This window comes from Bacillus cereus (assembly GCF_025917685.1).
In the GTDB taxonomy this organism is placed as follows: Bacteria; Bacillota; Bacilli; order Bacillales; family Bacillaceae_G; genus Bacillus_A; species Bacillus_A cereus_AT.
The window spans coordinates 2,384,850-2,404,920 of record NZ_CP089518.1 but is presented as its reverse complement, the minus strand read 5'-3'; the positions used below and the strand labels follow the sequence as shown (position 1 = coordinate 2,404,920).

Genomic DNA, 20,071 nt, shown 5'->3' with positions numbered 1-20,071 from the left:
ACTACACCCTATATTGAATGTAGTTTTTCTAGCTGATTTATTTATTTTTTACTTCCTTTTTATAAAAATCATATAATAATTCTATGGATGCACTAGATAAAATAGGAATTGCCTGCTCAACTAATTCTCTATTCCAATCAAACCAACGCATTTCCATTAGCATTTTCATTTCTGTATCAGTGAATCGTTTCTTTATTTCCTTAGCAGGATTTCCACCAACTATTGTATACGGCGGAACATCTTTACTTACGACAGTTCCTGCTGCAACAATTGCACCCTCACCGATTGTAACACCAGGCATTATGATAGCATTCATTCCAATCCAAGCATCACTTTTAATGACTGTATCACCCTTCGGTTCATATGATTGTTCAATTTGCTCAGCGAATGGATATACTGTAATCCATTCAGGATGATGATTATGATTCCCACCCATTAGAATGACAACTCCACTTGCAATACAAACATAATTTCCAATAATGAGTTTATCAAGTTTCCAACCCATCTGTTCAATTGGATTGAAAAGCGCTCGGGACTTAGCATCCCCCCACAAATACCTTACACAGCCATCTTCAAAATTTTGATGACCATAATAGCCTGAATAATAGGAGTACTCTCCTACCTCAATGAGTGGATTTGTTACTATATCTTTTATATACTTTGTTTCTGACCAATGATTAAATAATGGATGCTTCATAACTTTATTCCTCGCTTCTAAGTAGTGTAGATTTTTGCAATTTACTTAGAAGCTTACTACGACTGCTACATTCTTTAGCTTTCTCAAACGACGAATCATTATCTTCAAGCCTTTCGTTTATACTAAAAAAAAGCATAACGCAATAAATTACACAAGTCAAATTGTGTAATTTTGAACTCCCCTTAAACAGCATATTACTGCAATAAGAGCATTAAAATAATCTAACTTTTATACATAAAATATATTAGTTTCTGCAGTTTATAGGAAAATAATAATTAACTCATAAAAAACACAACAAAATAGGTAAAAATACCATGGCATCTTTACCTATCTTATGGATAAACAAGTCTTCATAAGAAATAGACAACTAAAAAAATCTATAAATATATTATTTCAAATTGATTGGTTGTTGTTGAGTAATACAATGAATCATACCACCATTTTTATAAAGCTCTCTTACATCAATCCCCACCACTTTACGATCAGGATAAAGTTTTTGAATCATCTCATTTGCTATTTTATCATTAGGATCATTATAGTTAGGAACTAAGATAACTTGATTCGCTATATAATAATTAATATATGAACCTTTATAATCAAGCTGCTTCCCATTTGCTAATGTAACATTATTCTTGCTTAGCGGCAGATATACATACTTGTATTTATTCCCCTCAGCATCTTTTGCCTGCAACAACTTGTTAATATCTTTATCAGACGTTCCCCATTCAGCTAAATCTTTTTTGTTTAACGTTATAATAGTAGATTTATCGTGAAATTTTGCAAATCCATCAATATGAAAATCAGTAATATCTAAGTTGGGTACTCCATCTAACCAAATAAAATTTGTTATCCCAAGGTCACTCATATATTTTTCAATATCTTTTTCTGACAATTTAGCGTTTCTATTTTTATTCGTCACAGCACTTCTAGTTAATAAAGCAGTTCCATTACCATCTAATTCAAATGCGCCGCCTTCAAGAACAAATTTATTCCAATCAATTCTTTCAATACCTAACTGTTTGCTAAGACTCTCACGAAGACGAGCATCTTTCTTATATGGTGTTTTCTTTCCCCATCCGTTAAATCCTGGATCTAATATCTTTAGGTTTTTGTCATTATCATAAACAAAAATCGGTCCAGTATCTCTAGCCCATACATCGTCAGTAGGTGCGATAAAGAAATCAACTTTTCCCATATTCACCCCCTGATCCATTAAAACTTCAGTAATTCTTTCTTTTTCTTCTTGATCATATGCAACAATATGAACTTTTTCGCCTTTGCTTAAAGTATTTGTCATTTGAATCCAAATCGGCTCTACCTCTTGCTGATATTTTTGCCCATATGTAAATTCATGAGGCCATTGTAGCCACGTTCCTTCATGTTTGCTTTTTTCATCTGGCATTGTATACTTTCCTACTTGTTTTTGCACCTCTACTTTCTTCATATCTTTTCTCTGCGTTTTTTCAATTTCCTTCGCCTGAACTTTCTCAATCCCCTTACCTAAAACATAACCACTGATAATAGATGTGGTTAGTACAGCACTCATACACAAATTCGTTATTTTTTTCATTTCTTAACCTCCTTTTCTGTCTTACTGTAAACCTTTACATAGTGTGAAGGTCAAGCTTTTCTGTTTGATTTATTTAAATTATTTAAACATTCCAAATGATAGTCGTGATTTGAATCGAACTCTATACAAAACGAACAGTATCCTTCCAAACAAAATATATAATATTTTCTTTTTGGAGATGGTATGAGATTTCACCTTGATGAGTAGGGAGTAACTTCACTATTTTTAAAACTTCTGGAATGCACATAAAAAGGCTAGAGAATTAGCCTCTCTAACCTTTTTATATGCATTATTATGTTTATACCCCTGGCATGAATCCTCTTACCTGATCTCTTTTCACCCACGTATAAATAACAAATAAGAATCAACTATTCCTACTATAATCATCATTTTTCATAACATCCCACACTGGTTTCTCTTGTTATCTTTTCTACACCTTCTACTGTATTATTTATGAAATGATTCATTTTTAAAAATAATACAGTACATGAAATTTCATATTAAATACATATATTTGTTCAGTTTATAATTAACTATTCAAAAGCAGTTACGATTCTCTCTTTCATTTTCTGTATTACTTCACTGCTCAATGCTTTTTGACCAGCAGGAAGTTTTAATATGGCAGCGGCACCTTTACTAAGATATATTTCTTGATCATTATTTTGATTTACTACCAATATTCCTTGCCCTTCAAATTCAAAATAACTAATATCTTTTGTTTCATTTGTATTATTTTTTATTGCTTTATATAACCCATATAAATCTTTACTTCTATTTTCTCCGCCCGTTCGAATCGGTTCAGTATCATTCGCAACAATTAATCCTTCTGGCTGCTCACCCTTCATAATAAACCACAGTTTTTCATTTGTTGGTAATAGTAAATGCTTAAATTCAGAGCTATTTAAAATTTGCTGTGCTGGAATTGTTTCATAGATTGGTAACGAAAATGAGGATGTTGTTATTTTTTCAAAACTTAAATTTTCAGAAGAACTTCCCTTACTATATTGATAATCTTTTAATGCAATCGATTGTACTGGTTCATTTTTATTTTTTGATGCATAACTAATTTTACTAGCGAAAATAATAACGGTCATTAAACAAATGCACGGTATTACAAGCTTAAGTAGTTTTCCCATTAATGAACCCCCGCTTTTAATATTATTAGTTTGCATGGATATTATAAACAGTTTCACTCCACCAAAAATTATTATTGTTATGGAACGTACTGAAATTATGATTATAATGATCACCATACCAAGGGTCCATGTACGTTATATAATCTGTTCCATTTGTTCCTTTATAAAATCCATCAAGTACTAGAAAGTGTCCGATGTTAGCTCCATTTTGCCACATAATGAGTGCAATCATCGGTTGATCACTATTAATTTGATTTTTGAACCAATCATACGATTTTGCTCCAGGACTTATAGCTGAGCTAACACCATATCCCGATAATCCATATTGTATTTCACGTGAAGTTGCAGGATTATTATATGATCCACCCTTGACATACCTAACGTACTGATCTTGTGAAGGAGTTTTCCCAAAATAATTTAAAACTGAAACCGAAGTGCCTGCCCAACACCAATTTGATCTTTCTTGTAATATGTTAGGTACAGATAATTTACGATTTGTTGATGTATTTGGAGGATTTCCATTAATATACGCTGACGTTACATATACTTTTTTTCCATCTTTAAAATAATAAAACCAACGATTATCTAAATTTCCTGTCCAGTAATCTTTAACCGCTTCACCATACTCCCATCCTTTAAAAGATATTTTTGTATTTCCGGGAATCACATCTACAATACTTGCACTCAAACTTTTTGCCTCTCTAACATTTACATTCAATGGAGCTGTTGTCCCTGAAAATTCAACTTCTTCCGCTATTATTTTCTGAACACCAATAAAACTAAATGTGAAAAACAATAAAAACATACAAACAATAAAATGCTTTCTTCCCTTCATTTCTCCACCCCTTCATCAGTACTAAAAAACATCAACAATTCATCCTTATTAATTGTTCAAGCTTAATATTACATACTAACGAAAAATGATTTCTCATAAAGTGAAAATTTAATCAGTGGGGGTTTTATTCATCCCCCACTGATTATTAGTTAAACCAATCGGGCTTTTACGGGCAGTTGATCCCCCACCTAACTTCTTTGCTCTCGCTGAATTTTGAGGTGGGGGTCTTACTGCCCGTTAATGCGGGATAAATTCCAACACAAAAAAGTAGCCTATAAAGTTTTATAGGCTACTTTTATTTCATCATTATTATTTAGCTAATTCTTTCGTACCCTTCATTACATCAATGAAGAATCCCCAGTTATTCACTACAGAAGAGATACTGATATGTTCATCCGGAGTGTGCACGTTGAAAATGTCTGGTCCGAATGAAATTGCATCTAATTCAGGCATTTTTTGAACGAATGCGCTACATTCAATCCCTGCATGCACAGCGAAAATTTCAATATCTTTATTGTATTTTTCTTGATGAACTTTTTCAAATAAATTACGAATTTGTGAATTTGGATTGTATGGCCATTCTGGATACTCTGACTCAATTTCAAACGTAGCACCAACTAATTCGGCAATATATTTGATTTCTTCTGCAACATGCTGTTTTAAACTACTTACAGAACTTCGTACTTCGTTACGTAATTTAATTTCATCTTGCAATGTTTCAATAACACCTAAATTTGTTGAGCTTTCTACTAGACCTTTAATATCCATGCTCATACTTTGAATACCATTCGGAATTAAGAATAATGATGAAATAAGCTGCTTTTGTGTTTCTTTAGCAAATACTTTTTCTACTTTCTCATCCAACTTTGTAAGTGTAACATGAACATCTGGATCAACAGCACGCATTTCTTCTTGTAATACTCTTGTCCATGACTCAAGCTTTTCTTCTACCTTCTCTACATCTTCTTGACGTAATAAAATTGTAGCTACACTTTCACGCGGAATTGCATTCGTTTTTAATCCGCCGTGAACTTCACTTATATTAAACTCCATATTTGTTGATAAATCATGTAATACTCGCCCTAATGTTTTGTTCGCATTACCACGTTGCTTATCAATTTCCATACCAGAATGTCCGCCTTTTAGACCACCAACATATAGACGGTATGCATCCGTATTCGCTGGCGCTTCATCCCAAATTACTGGAATTGTTTCAACAGCTTTCGCACCACCTGCACTACTTACAAGTAATTTGTGATCTTCTTCAGAATCAATATTTATAAAAATCTTTCCTTCAAAATGATTTGGATCAACAGCAAAAGCCCCGCCCATTGTCGTTTCTTCTTCGGTAGTGATAACGACTTCAAGTGCTGGATGTGGAATGTCTTTTGAATCTAATAAAGCTAATGCATACGCAACTGCAATACCATTATCAGCACCTAAAGTTGTTTGATTTGCGTATAACATGTCTCCAATAATTCGTAATTCAATTGGATCTTTTTCAAAATCATGTACTGTTGCTTGGTTTTTTTCGCAAACCATATCCATATGACCTTGAATGATAATAGCTGCTACATTTTCATAGCCAGCAGTTGCTTCTTTTTTAATAATGACATTTAATGCTTCATCTTGAATCACTTCTAAGTTACGCTCTTTAGCAAAGCCAACTAAATAATCACTAATTTCCTTTTCATTACCTGATCCTCTAGGAATCTTTGAAATTTCTGCAAAATGATAAAATACAGGGTGCTTTGTTAATTGTTCTAAAGTAGAATACATTTTTCAAGCTCCTCTCCAAATGACAAAATAATATGTAAGTCTTTTATCATTATACCATGATTCATTATTTTACCTTTGTTTTAACTTTTTTAATATTTTATATATATTGTTCATTTTATGTACAACACTCTTACAACATTGTAAGGGTGTTGATCAAGATGATAATAACAAAAATGAAATATCATCAATTGAAGTAAAGTCCTATGAAGAGATTCAGAAAGCAGATTTACCTGAAAAAGTAAAAGATAAGTTTACTATTAAATAAAAAAACAAAAGAAAATGTACTATGCATTTTCTTTTGTTTTTTTCACTCGTATATATTTTGAACTGCTATTATTCATCAGTTTCTCTAACCGATTTATATTTTCCGTTAATGCACCTTTCACAAGAGAGAAATCTGTATTTGATTCTTCTTTTTTTTCTTTAAAAAACGAAGACTTTTGTACACTGATTTCAGCCATCTCTTCTCCCCCTTTTCAAAAGATACAACCTTTTATTTATATTATATAGCAGATGCAGACAGAGTTGTATACTTATGATTTTCTTTTTAATTCTTCTTCTAACTCTTCTACTTGCTGCAAAGTATCTCCTTTTATTAAAGAGAAATCTGTTGCATCCTCATCATCTTCTTTAAAAAAATCATTGTCATAATCCTTTATCACTACAATCACCTCTACGTGCTAGTGTAGGAATGATTGTCCCATTTTATTCAACTTTGTCGTATTTTGTTTTGAATTTATGTATAGAAGAAAAGGACAGAAAAATGATTCTGTCCTACTTACTAAAATAACTATGATGTATGGTTAAATTATATACATTTTCAAAATCTCGATCTTGAAGGCTATTTTTCTTCCCATCAATAACTATAAAAACGTCATTCATTATTTTTGCTGGTATAATCCCAACGTTCTCTACTTGTACTGCTTTTTGTTCATTTAATTGCTCTATATGTTCTAAAGGTACTGTAATACTAAATTGAGAGCGAATACCACGAAAGCCCGTATTTAATTCATTTGCTGCTTCAAATACAACAATTTTTGCTCCAATTTTTTCCCCATATGAATCTAAAAATGAGTTTAAGCTTTTTGTATATTCCTCTTCTGTATGCCATTCCATCGTCCCAAATGCTGCTGGATTAATATTTTGGATAATGTTCGTATATATTTCTCCTCTTGCTTTTGAAGCGATTAATGACCGCTTTATGGATTGAACAGTTTTACCGATATCGCTAAATTTCGCTCCCCATATTTCCGAGATGTTAGGTGTTAAAATAAACGCAATATCAACGAAAATGACCATCGCAGTAAACATTAGTAAGTTTTTCCAGAGGGTTAAATCGATTCCTTTTATCATGAAATAAACTGTGACTGATGTTATGAATAATCCATACCAAGTTTTTCGAATTCTCTGTTTTTTCTCTTCGTATAACTCTTCATTTCTCCAATAAAAAAAAACAAGAACTACAAAAATGATCGCTAAAATAAATAATCCGATTCGAATGTTAGAGATCACCAATCACATCACCCTCCATTCAAAAACTACTCACGATATCATTACATGCACAAGCAGCTCTCTTTATGACAAAAGACGTGGACAACCTTCTAAAGTTAGCTACATCGCATATACATTAGAAGCAGGCCACGTCTTTTATCCCGCTATTTGTGGGCAGCCCGATTGGTTCAACTAATAATCAGTGGGGATGAACAAAACCCTCACTGATTAAAGTTTCACTTTATCATGAATCTACATTGTATATGTAGACAAGCATGCGTTACAAATTTTCATGTTAAAAAGAAATATGTTTCGGAATTTCTCCTTCAGGTACTTCTCCATCCATACTTAAGTAATAATGACGAATTGGACGTAAATTTTCGTCTAATTCATAAACAAGCGGAATGCTAGTTGGAATATTTAATGAAACTACACCATCATTTGAAAGGTTGTCTAAGTATTTCACTAGCGATCGAATTGTATTACCATGAGATGAAATAATTACATTCTCACCACTTTTTAATGACGGTGCAATTTCTGAATGCCAATAATTAAGCACTCGTTTCTCCGTATCCTCTAAACATTCAGTTAATGGGAATTCACCTTTTTGAAGTGTTTTATATCTTGGATCGTTCGCTTCATATCTAGGGTCATCTTCAGTAAGAGCAGGTGGTCTTACATCAACACTCCTTCTCCAAATATGAACTTGTTCTTCTCCATATTTTTTTGCAGTTTCTTCTTTATTCAATCCTTGTAGTGCGCCATAATGTCTTTCATTTAGTTTCCACGATTTATGTACAGGCACCCAAGTAAGATCCATTTCATGTAGCACAATCCATAAAGTCCGGATTGCCCGTTTTAATACAGATGTGTAAGCAACATCGAAAGTATAACCATTTTCCTTTAATATTGCTCCTGCTTCTCTTGCTTCACTTAATCCATTCTCTGATAGATCTACATCCGTCCATCCAGTAAAGCGATTTTCAAGGTTCCATAAACTTTGTCCGTGACGAATAAGTACAAGTTTTATCATTATAATTCCCCTCTCGGAAATGTGAATTTTATTGTTCCATCGCGTACACGTATAAAGTATCTAGTAATGCATCTTTTTATCCATTCACTCTATGATTTATCCATAGTTGCCAAATGCATGGATAAAATTCTTTCTTTTTCAAACTATAAAGAAAGGCCTATTTCTCATTATTTTTGATCAACTGGAATTTCTCTTTTCGATATCCATGCATCATGACCTGAACGGCTATTCGCCATTTCGTTCATAACTTGATGCCAATTCTCTTCACATGATTCACCAAATTTTGAAAAAATAGCACCCATTTGCTTTCTTTGAACATCACTTAGTTTTTTCTCTAAATCTGTCCCTTCTTCTGTTAAGGATAATTGTTTTACTCGACGATCATGAGTAGCTTCATTACTTTCAATTAGTCCCTTTTCCACAAGTTGACGCAGTGGTCCGTGAAGAGCTTGTTTACTTATTTCTAATAGCGATAGTAACTCATTTACACTTATCCCTGGAAAACGTGCGATAAAAAATAAAATTCGGTGATGTACTCGTTGTATACCATATTCTTTTATAATTTCATCTGGTTTTTCAGTAAATGTTTTATATGCAAAATAAAATAATGCCAATGCCTCATTCATCTGTTCTTCTTTATGTTGTGTCATCTACTTTCCCCCTGTATGTAAATTATACCACAATCCAGTAATGAATATTTTAATCAACGCACTTGAACTTCTGTAGTCTATTGCAGCATTCACTACACGAACTAAAATAATTAGGAGATGATTCTCTTGAAAACGCAATATACTGTAAGTACATATTTATTAGATCGATTATACGAATTAGGAATTGAGCATATATTTGGTGTTCCTGGTGATTATAATCTTGCCTTTTTAGATGATGTGATTGCACATAAAAATTTAGAGTGGATTGGCAACTGTAATGAATTAAATGCGGCATATGCAGCAGATGGATATGCTCGCATAAAAGGTGTCGCTGCTCTTATTACCACTTTTGGTGTCGGGGAATTGAGTGCCATAAACGGCATTGCCGGCTCATATGCCGAAAACGTACCAGTTATAAAAATAACTGGCACACCAACAACAACTGTAATGGAAAATGGAGAACTCGTTCATCATACATTAGGTGATGGAAAGTTCGATCACTTTTCCAATATGTATCGAGAAATTACTGTGGCACAAACTAATTTAACCCCTGAGCATGCCGCTGAGGAAATTGACCGTGTACTCCGTGCATGTTGGAATGAAAAACGCCCTGTTCATATTAATTTACCGATCGATGTATATAATAAACCAATTAATAAACCTACGGAACCAATCTTAAATCATCCCATAGTAAGTAATAAAGACGCATTAGATAAAATGCTTCTACATGCCACTTCCAAAATAAATAGCGCCAAAAAACCGGTTATATTAGCTGATTTTGAAGTGAATCGTTTTCATGCTGATGAGGATTTACATCAATTCGTAGAAAAAACTGGCTTCCCAATCGCTTCACTAAGTATGGGCAAGGGCATATTCCCAGAAAAACATCCTCAATTTATAGGAATTTACACTGGCGATGTTAGTCCTCCATACTTGCGAAAAAGAGTTGATGAATCTGACTGTATCATTAGTATCGGTGTGAAATTAACTGATACTATTACCGGTGGCTTTACACAAGGTTTTACGAAAGAACAAGTTATAGAAATTCATCCCTATACTGTGAAAATTATAGATAAAAAATACGGACCGGTTGTAATGAAAGATGTACTACAACATTTAAGTGATTCAATCGAGCATCGTAATGAAGAAACACTTGAAATTAAGTCGTTTATTTCAGAATCATCATCTATTACTAAAGAGTTCAATCCAAAAGCACAAATCGTTACGCAACAACGTTTTTGGCAACAATTGTACCACTTCTTACAAGAAAACGACGTCTTAATTGCAGAGCAAGGAACACCATATTTCGGTAGTGCCGCTATCCCTTTACCTAATAACGCTACATATGTAGGACAACCGTTATGGGGATCTATCGGATATACACTCCCTGCTTTATTAGGAACACAACTCGCTAATGTAACACGGCGTAACATTTTAATTATTGGTGATGGTTCTTTCCAGTTAACTGTTCAAGAGTTGTCCACTATACTACGTCAAAATTTAAAACCAATTATATTTTTAATCAATAACAACGGATACACTGTTGAACGTGCGATTCACGGCCAAAACCAACCGTATAATGACATACAAATGTGGGATTACACGAAACTAGCAAACGTGTTCGGATCAGAAGAAAAAAGTCTCACATTTAAAGTAGAAAATGAAATAGAGTTAGCAGAAGTCTTCAATAAAATCAGTTTTAATATGAATCGACTTATCTTTATTGAAGTTGTAATGAGCCAAGGGGATCAGCCTGAACTGTTAGCTAAACTTGGAAAAATACTGAGGAAACAACAATCACTCTAAACAGAAAAAAACCGAGAAACTACTGTTGTAGAGTTTAAAATATCATGTACATCCAGTAATTCAGTTTTTCTGGATTGATTGTTTTACGTGTTATATTTTTCAAAACATGTATTATCTGTTTGTACCAATCAATAATAAGGTTTATTAAATTCATTTCACCAAACTTTACTATTGGCGCTTCATTCAAAACAACGATGATCCTTCCACACTTAGGAATCATCGTTGTTTAATTTGCATCACAATTGATTTAATTTTACAATTTCAGATGATAATACCAGTTGAATGATATACCTTATCGGAACTATTAGTATCAGTATGTCCTAGGCATAGAGACTACTTAAAGTTTTTGCATAAGAAGAAACTACTTTAACTAATTTTCAATTTCTCTCCAAACATCTCTCTTATTTTAGGACAAACTTTATTAATAAAGCTATTTTTTTCTTTTTCTTTTTCTTCTATAACCAATTCTTCTATACAATCATCTTCAATTAATGCAAAGCTATATGAAAAATCTTTTACAGGATACCCGTCCTTTACAATTACACGCCAAAATAATTGTTCTATCTCAATAGCTTGAATAATTTCTTCATCAATTTTTACTTTATACCACATCATTCCTTTAAGTTCTCTTACTTGCCCCAATGGAACGATCCACTTTTGACTTTTTTCATATAAATTTGTTAAAACCATTTTTTTCTCTTTATTATTTAGACTTTTTAAATTTTCTTCTGCGTAGAAAAAACATAATGTTTCATTTTCACTAACAAATAATTTCAATAAGTCTTTTTTATGTTCAAAGCTTAAATCATATAAATCTTCTATAAAGTAAGTTTTTGACATCTTCTCTACACTCCTAATTTCATATAGTTGGAGTCTAATACATTTTTTCAACTAACAATTGTCACATGAATAGGCCATACGAGAGATTCATTATCTAATGTTACTAAACTTTTAATTGTCGTATATTTGTTAATTGCTTTTGTTAAATGTTGCAGGGCTTTTTCATATTGCATTGTTCCAAGGGTAAGTCTGTACCCATCTCCCCACCCTTTTGGCAGCAGTCCAATTATCTTTGCATGGATATGAATCCCTTAATATAGTTTCATTCTCCCAAAAAAATTATATAATATACGGAAAACGCTTAATCGTAAAGAAGATTTAGTAAAATGAAGCATCTTTTTTGATATATTTCCTTGTCTCCTTAATAAAACTATGAACAGGCAGCTTTTTACTACTAGGATCCATTTTTTTAAGCTAATCGACTATATATATATCTATTGAAATACCCTTCTTCCTCATCTAATACTGGAATATAGCGAAACCCACTTTATTGTAAAGTGCTCTATGCTTGTTTTAATGTATCACTGGTTTTACAAGTGATAAGATCTCGTTTCTCTACATAATGCCTTTACTCCTCGCTTAATCCCTCCTTATGCAACACCTATCTTATTGTTCCTTAACAAACGAATTAAAAGGAATGAGCCCTGTCCAATACAGAGTTCATTCCTCAGTAACTGCTTAAAATATGCGCCTAACTTTTTGGGGTCACTTCATTTGAAGATCCTTATAAATTCGTTATCTTACAAGTTCTATAGGTGAGATCCGCCACTTGCATCCAGTAATTGACCAGTTACCCAACGGCTGTCTGAGGAAGCGAGAAAGGCGGTAATATCTGCCACATCCTCGGGTTCTCCCCATCTGTTAAAGATTGAAAGACTAGCCGCATATTTTTGTCCATCAAGGTTTTCCAAAGTCTCAGCATTCATCTCTGTATTAATAATTCCAGGCTGGATGGCGTTTACCGTAATATTACGGCTCCCTAGTTGTTTGGCTAGAAGGCGCGTAAATGTGTCGATAGCACCTTTAGACATACTGTACGCGAAGACACTTGGAGAAGCTGCACGTGTCACAAAAGATGAAATATTAATGATGCGTCCTCCATCTTTTAAACGTGGCAAAGCTTGTTGAGTAACAAAAAGTGGTGCTTTGACATTAATCTTCATTACCTCGTCATATGATTCTTCCGTCGTCTCTTCTAAACTGATAATTTGACCAATTCCAGCATTGTTGACAAGAATATCGAATCCGTCACCGCCCATATATTCCCGAATAGTATCATCCAAAGTAGTAAATAAATCTTGAATACCATCTAAAGTACTAAGGTCAGCACCAATTGCGCAAGCATTTCCTCCGCTTTGCTCGATCTGATGAACAACTGCTTCTGCCTCCTTACGTCTTTTCCCGTAATGAACGACGACAAAGGCCCCCTCTTGTGCCAGACGCAATGCAATATTGCGACCAATTCCTCGACTTGATCCTGTAACTAAAGCTATTTTGCCTGTTAACTTACTCATGCTCCCATCTCCTTGTTCAAACATAGTTATATTACATAGATAGTTATATCATGGAACATTATTTGAAATGTTGCTCTCCTATTCGGTTTCAAGGGGGCGGTTGCTTCAGATAACTTAGTTCATCTCTTAGTTGTCAGAATTGCTTATATAAATCCTGAAAACTTATTTTTTCGCCCTTCATAATGCATTAAACAAGGATGTAGAAGACATTGTACAAGTCCTCCAGAAAATCTTACAGATGATTGAGAAAAATGGTTGGAAATCCCATCAATATAAGAAGAAAACGGCATTTGATATCCTGGGTGTGGTGTATGAGTGTACACAAAAATCACGTTCTGCGTACAATAATGAATTTTTAAAAATAGGCCTGCGAGAGCTTATTTGAATATGTCTACTAATATTCTTGTAGAATATCAAAAGTTTAGGTGAAAAAACTCTATTTTATTACATATGTTTTTTAGTACTTTTAAGTTGATGGTGATGGGGTTGCACCACATGCCCATCACCATCAACTTAAGAAATTGGTAGTTCCCCAACACGCAAAAAATAAGCCGAATTCAGCAATTAACTGCAAAAGGTGAATTTTTCTATTTTGAGATGATTTCAAATCCTTAGCTTGATAGCGATGTGACGGTAGCCCTACTTAGGAGAATTACTTGGATTCACTGAAGAAGACGTTGAACAAAAACGTTATATTATAAATAATCAAGTCAGATTATCTATTTCTGACTTGATTTAAAATTAAAAATATAGACCTTTTCCCACTGGCTGAACAGTTTCTAGCACAGTATCAACCATTTCTTCATTAATTAGGGTTCTTATAATCCAAGCTGAGAGATCTTGAGCAGCAAAACAACCTGCGGCAGTCGAGATATTTCCTTCATTTACGAAACTTTGCTCAATAACGTCTACATCATATTCTTTAAGTAGTTCTACTGCGGATGGATATGTAGTTGCTTTTTTGCCAGTTAACAATTTTTTAGCTCCTAGTAGTAGTGAACCAGAACACATAGAGCCTATTAATTGTCTATGAGGATCTACATGAATGCTATTAAGATATTCTTGATTTTGATATAAATCCTGTACACCCTTACCACTTGCAAATATTACAGCGTCAGCGGAAGGAATATCAGTTATGCTTCCTGTCATGGGGATGCGTAAACCAGACGAGGATATATGAGTTTTTTCCGTTCCTAATAGTTGGACATTCCAATCAGAAATACCGCCAACTAAACGTACGCGATTTAATAAATCCCATGGTAAAAAAACATCTATATCAGTAAAGTTATCGAAACAGACTATTGCAATTTTCATTCTCCAGCCTCCATTATTAAAATATTGAAAACATTTTAATTATAACAATTTCAAGTGGGGGTATCGATGTTTAAATTGTTTAATAACTAGATATCACCCAATGTTACCAAACTAAAAATTGTATTCAAAAACAAAAAAGCGCTATTCTTTTTGTAAAAATAAACAGAAAGAAATCTAGTTAAACGGAATTTTACTTACATTTAACATGATGGTAATGTGGTGCCCCCCAGATGCACTAAATGTAGACAAAGAAATGAATGAAACGGTTATAGAAATTTCTACTTTTATTTGTAAAGTATCGCTCCTTTCTTACAAAAACCTTAACTTTATTACATCAAAAAGGTTCATTATGAGATCATGTAGAATTAGCATATATCGCAGTATTTTATAATTGAAGAGGTGATTATGCTGAAGGATTTAACAAAATCACAAAACTCATCACGTGGTCTGAGAGGGTATTTGGAATCCTATCCGTTAACTTCATTTTTTATAATGGCATATGTATTCTCGTGGGTTGTTTTAATTCCATTTATCTTATCGCAATGGGGTATTCTCCCTAAATCAAAAGCGTTTGATATTTTCTTTTATGCCAATGTATTTGCAGGTCCTATGTTAGCAGCGTATATTATGTTTCACACTCTTGAAGGCAAAGAGTCATGGAAAAAAGTTAGAAAAAGCATCATATCTATTAAAGTTGGTTTGAAGTGGTACTTGTTTACTCTCATCGTTATCCCTGCTGTAATGTTTCTAGGTATGGTGATAGTAAATGGAGGGATACCTACTTTCCATAGCTTAAATATTGAATTTTTTGTAAACTATCTCATCTCTTTTGTAGCTATTTTCTTTCTCGGCGGACCCTTCCCTGAGGAAATCGGATGGCGCGGTTTTGCTCTACCTCGATTACAATCGAAATTTGGACCACTAAAAGGTACATTACTACTAAGTGTTTTGTGGGCATTTTGGCATCTTCCGCATTTCTTAACGGCTGCACAAAGGGGTGGACCAAGTTCTGACCTTTCAATCCTATATATTCATTTGCCAATTTTTATTTTGCTGTGTTTACCGATTTCAATCATTCTCACTTGGGTCTATAACTGCCATCACGGAAACTTATTTATTGTCATGCTCGTTCATACGAGTGTAAATACGTTTAGTTTGGTACAAACTCATTCCACCAACGCAGTTTTAAAGAATACGGATATATTTGTAGTGATAGGATTAGGCCTTTTAGCTTTGCTTATACTTATTTTCACACGAGGCAACCTTGGATATAAACAAACTGCTAATGATGTAGCGTTCAGTAAGAATGAAAATATAAGTAAATAGATACGAAAAGCATAAAAATGAACTTTGAAATTCATGTACTCATTCCAGATTCCACATAAGATCCTGAGGTAATGGAACTGCTTGAGCAAAGTAAAACAATGTGAAGAGAAATGATAACACAAGAATAAAGTAGTAAGCATTCATGCAAAATGTGCTATAGAAAGAAAGGTTTCTTCTCTACATCGAAGGAGCCTTTTAAATTTTCGTAATATTAATATTGTTAAAAATTCTCATATTCATTATTACAAATAATGGTATATTAGTAAATTTTAGTATTACTTTTTTAACTTGTAAACTATGATACTTGGAGGCGTTGTTGTGTGTAATAAATGGAAACTTGGACTAATGAGTACTCTTCTTGCCTGTACCACTTTTACATCTGTAGCATTCGCGGCAGAAAAACCAGTCGATCAACCCAAATGGGAGGAATGGTTAAACGGTCATGCAAAAAAATTAAATGAACCAACTTCCCAAACAACAGAAGATTTATCATTTCTTAAAGAGGCTGTACAGGACAAGCGTATTGTTGTACTTGGTGAAAGTACGCATGGTGCAAAGGAAATGAATCAATCCAAAATACGTATGATTAAGTACTTACATGAGGAAATGGGATATGATGTGATTGCATTTGAAACAGGGCTTGGGGAAGCAGCAGCTGTTCAGCAAAATATTGATCACTTAACTGCTACAGAAGCAATGAAACAATCTTTATACCTTGTATGGCAAACTGAGGAACTTGAACAATTATTTACCTATATGAAAGAACAAAAAGAAAAAGGAAAGCCACTCACATTAGCTGGTTTTGATATGAATTTGTTTTATAATTCTTCATTCCGCTCCTATGCAAAAGAATGGTTGCAAAAAGTAAATCCAGAAGTGGCGAGTGAGTTTGATGAAGCAGTGTCAGAGTTAATTGAACTAGATAGGTATTACAGTAAATATGAAGGTACGTATCCTTATGATCGATTTAAAGCAGAAATACAGCCCGTAATTAACAAGTTTGAAAAGGTTAGAACATTTATTCAGAATCATAAATCTGAATTGACTCAAGTTGCACCTCATGCTGCGTATGATGTGAATTTCCTTGAGAAATCAATCAGTATACGGATTGATGCGATTAAAACGCATTTAGATGCAGATATGAAAGTCAGAGGTGGCATCCCCTCACCTAACCTGACAGACTATTCTTTTTACATCCGAGATCGAAAAATGGCACAAAACTTCGCATGGCTCACTGAAATGCAGTATAAAAACAAAAAAATCATTGTGTGGGGGCATAATTATCATATTCGAAAACAAAATTCGAAAATGATATCAGACTGGTCGAAGGTGCAACAATACAATTATGTAGCCCCTAATATGATGGATTATCTTCCGCAGCGTATCAAAGACCAAATGTACACGATTGGCGTATTTGCGTATAGTGAAAGCAGTTGGGATGATCGCAATAAAGATGTTATTCTTGTAAATAACGAACATGAAGAACAAAGCGTTGAAAAAATCATCAGCACAGTGGGAAGTCCCCATGTTTTCGTTAACTTAAAAGGAGAAAGTAACCGACCAGAAACTTCATGGATGTTTACTCCTACTGCAGCAAGTTATTGGGGAATAAAAGAAAATGAAGAAATCATGATTCCGACAGAACAATATGATGGCATTCTATGGTTAGAAAAGACTACGCCTTCTGTCCTTAAGTAAATGAAAAGAGCTCCCATAAATCAATTAAAGGGAATGTATAAATAAGTATTAAATTTACATTTAAAATACAACTAGACAGTTAGGAGGAATAATCATAATGGATACTATACAACAAAACAGTAATGCATGGGATAAGAAGGTTGAAGAAGGTTCTAGATACACGCAACCTGTAAGTAGCGAGATTATTGAAAAAAGTAAATCAGGTGAATGGGAAATCACAGTCACCACAGAAAAATCAGTTCCTAGAGATTGGTTTCCAAAGTCATTAGAGGGATTAAAGATACTTTGTTTAGCATCAGGTGGCGGACAACAAGCACCAGTTCTAGCTGCTGCTGGAGCAGATGTAACAGTTACTGATATATCTAAGAAGCAATTGGAACAAGATGAAAAGGTAGCAAAACGGGAGGGTTTGACTTTAAAAACAGTACAAGGAGATATGTCAGACCTTAGTGATTTTGAAGATAGATATTTTGATATTGTTGTAAATCCTGTTTCTAATTTGTTTGTAAAAGATGTTCATCTTGTATGGAATGAAGTTTCAAGAGTTTTAAAGAATAAAGGCATTCTTATTTCTGGATTTACAAATCCTTTACTATGGATTTTTGATGACAACCAAGAACAAAAAGGCATTCTTGATGTTAAACATTCAATACCTTCATCAACATTGGATTATTTACCAGAGAATGAAGTTCAAGATTACATCAATTCAAATCAAACAATAGAATACGCACATACTTTAGAAGACCAAATCAAAGGTCAAATTGAAGCTGGTTTTGTTATAACGGGTTTTTATGAGGATGATTTTGGTGGAACAAGGATATTAGATAAGCATATTAAAACCTTTATTGCCACTAAAGCTATAAAGTTACAGGTTGATTAAGAATTTTGGCTTGTTACACGGGGTATTAGTCGAAGAAGGCTCTTAAAAACGGTAAAAATTCAATATATGTCAAAAAGGATGGCACTTGCCATCCTTTTTCCCTTGTGTATTTTGAGTGTCAAAACTATTATCAAAACAAGTTTTACACCTCTTAACTGAACACATTATACAAATAAGCGACGCTTCTTTTTTATTCAGCAAGCGTTAACTGCCAAGACACACCATACTTATCATTTAACCAGCCAAATTTTTTACTAAACGGATAAGATCCTAGAGGCATAAGTACTGCTCCATCTTGAGCTAGTTTATTAAAAGCCGTTTCAATTTCTTCTTCCGTATCACAAGTTACATAAAGAGACATAGCTGGTGTAAATGTAAAATTATGATTTACATAACTATCAATGCACATGAACTCTTGCCCGTGTAACGTAAAAGTTGCATGAATTACAGTTCCCTCTTTACCAGGTCCATTTTCATCATAGCGAGAAATATTTACAATTTCTGATTGATCAAATAGCGACGTATAAAAGTTCATCGCTTCCTCAGCTTTGCCCTCAAACATTAAAAACGTAGTAATTTTTTGATTTGTGTTACTCATATGGACACAACCCCTTGTTATGTATTTATGTAAAACATACATCGGCTAACAAAAACCGAACATACATTCCTATAAATGTATTGTCTATAAAAACGATGAGTTTGTCAATTATCTACATTATTATTTCTTCTTAAATAATGCTGCCCAAAGAAATGATTCTCCAAACATATCATTTGGTTGCTCAATCTGTTCCATCTTTCTAATTTCAATCACTTCAAATCCCTTAAATATCTCTCTTAATTTTTCTTCCGAATAAGCAAGACCACCTTGTAGACTCCACCCTCTATATACATCCCAATCTGTTATTTCTGAACCATTTCTCTCATCTAAATCGCCTGCTGCAAAACACGTTAATCCAAAATAACCACCCGATTTCAATGCGTTTTTAATTAAATCCACATAATTTATTCTTCTATGCGGTGGAATATGATGTAAACAACCCGAATCGTATACAAAATCAAATTCATTTTGACCCTCTAAATTAAAAATCGAATCACAAATAAAATCAATTTCTATTCCTTTTGCCAATGCCCTCTCTTTCGCCCAATTAATTCCTTCTACAGATAAATCCACTGCAGTTACATCAAATCCTTCAGTCGCTAAATAAATTGCATTTCTTCCTGGACCACATCCAAGTTCTAATACTTTCCCTTTTAAAACTCTTTCTTTTTGTATATACGAAACTAGATTCTCATCTGGAACATTTGCAAAAAACGGAACGTCCTTTTCTCTATTTGCATAAAATTCATTCCAAAATGGTTCTGCTGGTCTTAATAATGAATCAAGCATTTTTAAAATATCTTCTTGTGTATGTAACGTTTCATTTTTCATTTGTACGCCTCCACGTTTCAATAGTCAGAAAATTATTATATATCCTTTTTGATTTTCTGACAAAGAAAAAACT

Annotated in this window: 19 protein-coding genes and 1 pseudogene; 5 read left to right on the top strand and 15 right to left on the bottom strand. The window is 33.5% G+C overall.

The window, feature by feature from the left end; all coding sequences use genetic code 11:
* Positions 1 to 37: 37 nt before the first annotated feature.
* The 5 genes from LUS72_RS12435 to pepD form a co-directional block, all read right to left on the bottom strand.
* Entirely contained in the window at positions 38 to 697 is a 660-nt protein-coding gene (locus LUS72_RS12435; RefSeq protein WP_097833287.1) for a CatB-related O-acetyltransferase, read from the bottom strand.
* A 388-nt stretch (positions 698 to 1,085) separates the two neighbouring features.
* Complete coding sequence (locus LUS72_RS12430) at positions 1,086 to 2,267, bottom strand: agmatine deiminase family protein (RefSeq protein ID WP_264448999.1); 1,182 nt, start codon at positions 2,265 to 2,267, stop codon at positions 1,086 to 1,088.
* A 533-nt stretch (positions 2,268 to 2,800) separates the two neighbouring features.
* On the bottom strand, positions 2,801 to 3,403 hold the full coding sequence (locus tag LUS72_RS12425) for a hypothetical protein (protein WP_071772520.1): 603 nt from the start codon (positions 3,401 to 3,403) through the stop codon (positions 2,801 to 2,803).
* Between the two features lie 25 nt (positions 3,404 to 3,428).
* Entirely contained in the window at positions 3,429 to 4,238 is an 810-nt protein-coding gene (locus tag LUS72_RS12420) for a papain-like cysteine protease family protein (protein ID WP_097833286.1), read from the bottom strand.
* A 309-nt stretch (positions 4,239 to 4,547) separates the two neighbouring features.
* Complete coding sequence (gene pepD, locus LUS72_RS12415) at positions 4,548 to 6,017, bottom strand: beta-Ala-His dipeptidase (RefSeq protein WP_097833285.1); 1,470 nt, start codon at positions 6,015 to 6,017, stop codon at positions 4,548 to 4,550.
* A 148-nt stretch (positions 6,018 to 6,165) separates the two neighbouring features.
* On the opposite strand from pepD, the pseudogene LUS72_RS12410 reads away from it, so the two are divergent.
* Positions 6,166 to 6,282 (top strand): annotated as a pseudogene (locus LUS72_RS12410) (cytoplasmic protein); the annotation flags it as partial.
* 19 nt (positions 6,283 to 6,301) lie between these two features.
* Here the strand turns inward: LUS72_RS12410 and spoIISB are convergent.
* The 5 genes from spoIISB to LUS72_RS12385 all read right to left on the bottom strand — a co-directional run bounded on the left by spoIISB (position 6,302) and on the right by LUS72_RS12385 (position 9,191).
* Positions 6,302 to 6,478, bottom strand: a complete 177-nt coding sequence (spoIISB, locus tag LUS72_RS12405) for a stage II sporulation protein SB (protein ID WP_097833284.1) — start codon at positions 6,476 to 6,478, stop codon at positions 6,302 to 6,304.
* Positions 6,479 to 6,550: 72 nt separating this feature from the next.
* On the bottom strand, positions 6,551 to 6,679 hold the full coding sequence (locus LUS72_RS12400; protein WP_141533590.1) for a D-alanyl-D-alanine carboxypeptidase: 129 nt from the start codon (positions 6,677 to 6,679) through the stop codon (positions 6,551 to 6,553).
* Between the two features lie 112 nt (positions 6,680 to 6,791).
* Positions 6,792 to 7,532, bottom strand: a complete 741-nt coding sequence (locus LUS72_RS12395; protein ID WP_097833282.1) for a type II toxin-antitoxin system SpoIISA family toxin — start codon at positions 7,530 to 7,532, stop codon at positions 6,792 to 6,794.
* 271 nt (positions 7,533 to 7,803) lie between these two features.
* Positions 7,804 to 8,541: a 2,3-diphosphoglycerate-dependent phosphoglycerate mutase gene (gpmA, locus tag LUS72_RS12390; protein ID WP_097833281.1), complete on the bottom strand. Its 738-nt coding sequence runs from the start codon at positions 8,539 to 8,541 to the stop codon at positions 7,804 to 7,806.
* A gap of 167 nt (positions 8,542 to 8,708) precedes the next feature.
* A complete protein-coding gene (locus LUS72_RS12385; protein ID WP_000191893.1) occupies positions 8,709 to 9,191 on the bottom strand; it encodes a MarR family winged helix-turn-helix transcriptional regulator in 483 nt (160 codons plus the stop codon).
* A 126-nt stretch (positions 9,192 to 9,317) separates the two neighbouring features.
* Here LUS72_RS12385 and LUS72_RS12380 point away from each other — a divergent pair, with 126 nt between their 5' ends.
* Complete coding sequence (locus tag LUS72_RS12380; protein ID WP_141533588.1) at positions 9,318 to 10,997, top strand: alpha-keto acid decarboxylase family protein; 1,680 nt, start codon at positions 9,318 to 9,320, stop codon at positions 10,995 to 10,997.
* A gap of 366 nt (positions 10,998 to 11,363) precedes the next feature.
* Here LUS72_RS12380 and LUS72_RS12375 read toward each other — a convergent pair whose 3' ends face one another.
* From LUS72_RS12375 to LUS72_RS12365, 3 genes are all read right to left on the bottom strand, one after another.
* Positions 11,364 to 11,837: a hypothetical protein gene (locus LUS72_RS12375; protein WP_097833279.1), complete on the bottom strand. Its 474-nt coding sequence runs from the start codon at positions 11,835 to 11,837 to the stop codon at positions 11,364 to 11,366.
* Positions 11,838 to 12,586: 749 nt separating this feature from the next.
* Positions 12,587 to 13,351, bottom strand: coding sequence for an SDR family oxidoreductase (locus LUS72_RS12370; protein WP_097833278.1), 765 nt, complete (start codon positions 13,349 to 13,351; stop codon positions 12,587 to 12,589).
* Between the two features lie 741 nt (positions 13,352 to 14,092).
* Positions 14,093 to 14,665, bottom strand: coding sequence for a DJ-1/PfpI family protein (locus LUS72_RS12365; protein WP_097833277.1), 573 nt, complete (start codon positions 14,663 to 14,665; stop codon positions 14,093 to 14,095).
* A gap of 405 nt (positions 14,666 to 15,070) precedes the next feature.
* On the opposite strand from LUS72_RS12365, the gene LUS72_RS12360 reads away from it, so the two are divergent.
* From LUS72_RS12360 to LUS72_RS12350, 3 genes are all read left to right on the top strand, one after another.
* Positions 15,071 to 15,991, top strand: coding sequence for a CPBP family intramembrane glutamic endopeptidase (locus tag LUS72_RS12360; RefSeq protein WP_097833276.1), 921 nt, complete (start codon positions 15,071 to 15,073; stop codon positions 15,989 to 15,991).
* A gap of 318 nt (positions 15,992 to 16,309) precedes the next feature.
* On the top strand, positions 16,310 to 17,689 hold the full coding sequence (locus tag LUS72_RS12355; RefSeq protein WP_141533587.1) for an erythromycin esterase family protein: 1,380 nt from the start codon (positions 16,310 to 16,312) through the stop codon (positions 17,687 to 17,689).
* A 97-nt stretch (positions 17,690 to 17,786) separates the two neighbouring features.
* A complete protein-coding gene (locus LUS72_RS12350) occupies positions 17,787 to 18,569 on the top strand; it encodes a class I SAM-dependent methyltransferase (RefSeq protein WP_097833275.1) in 783 nt (260 codons plus the stop codon).
* Positions 18,570 to 18,759: 190 nt separating this feature from the next.
* Here LUS72_RS12350 and LUS72_RS12345 read toward each other — a convergent pair whose 3' ends face one another.
* Both LUS72_RS12345 and LUS72_RS12340 read right to left on the bottom strand, forming a co-directional pair.
* Positions 18,760 to 19,167 carry a VOC family protein gene (locus LUS72_RS12345; protein WP_097833274.1) on the bottom strand — a complete coding sequence of 136 codons (408 nt, stop codon included), beginning with the start codon at positions 19,165 to 19,167 and terminating at the stop codon, positions 18,760 to 18,762.
* A 120-nt stretch (positions 19,168 to 19,287) separates the two neighbouring features.
* Positions 19,288 to 19,998, bottom strand: coding sequence for a class I SAM-dependent methyltransferase (locus LUS72_RS12340; protein WP_097833273.1), 711 nt, complete (start codon positions 19,996 to 19,998; stop codon positions 19,288 to 19,290).
* Positions 19,999 to 20,071 lie beyond the last annotated feature (73 nt).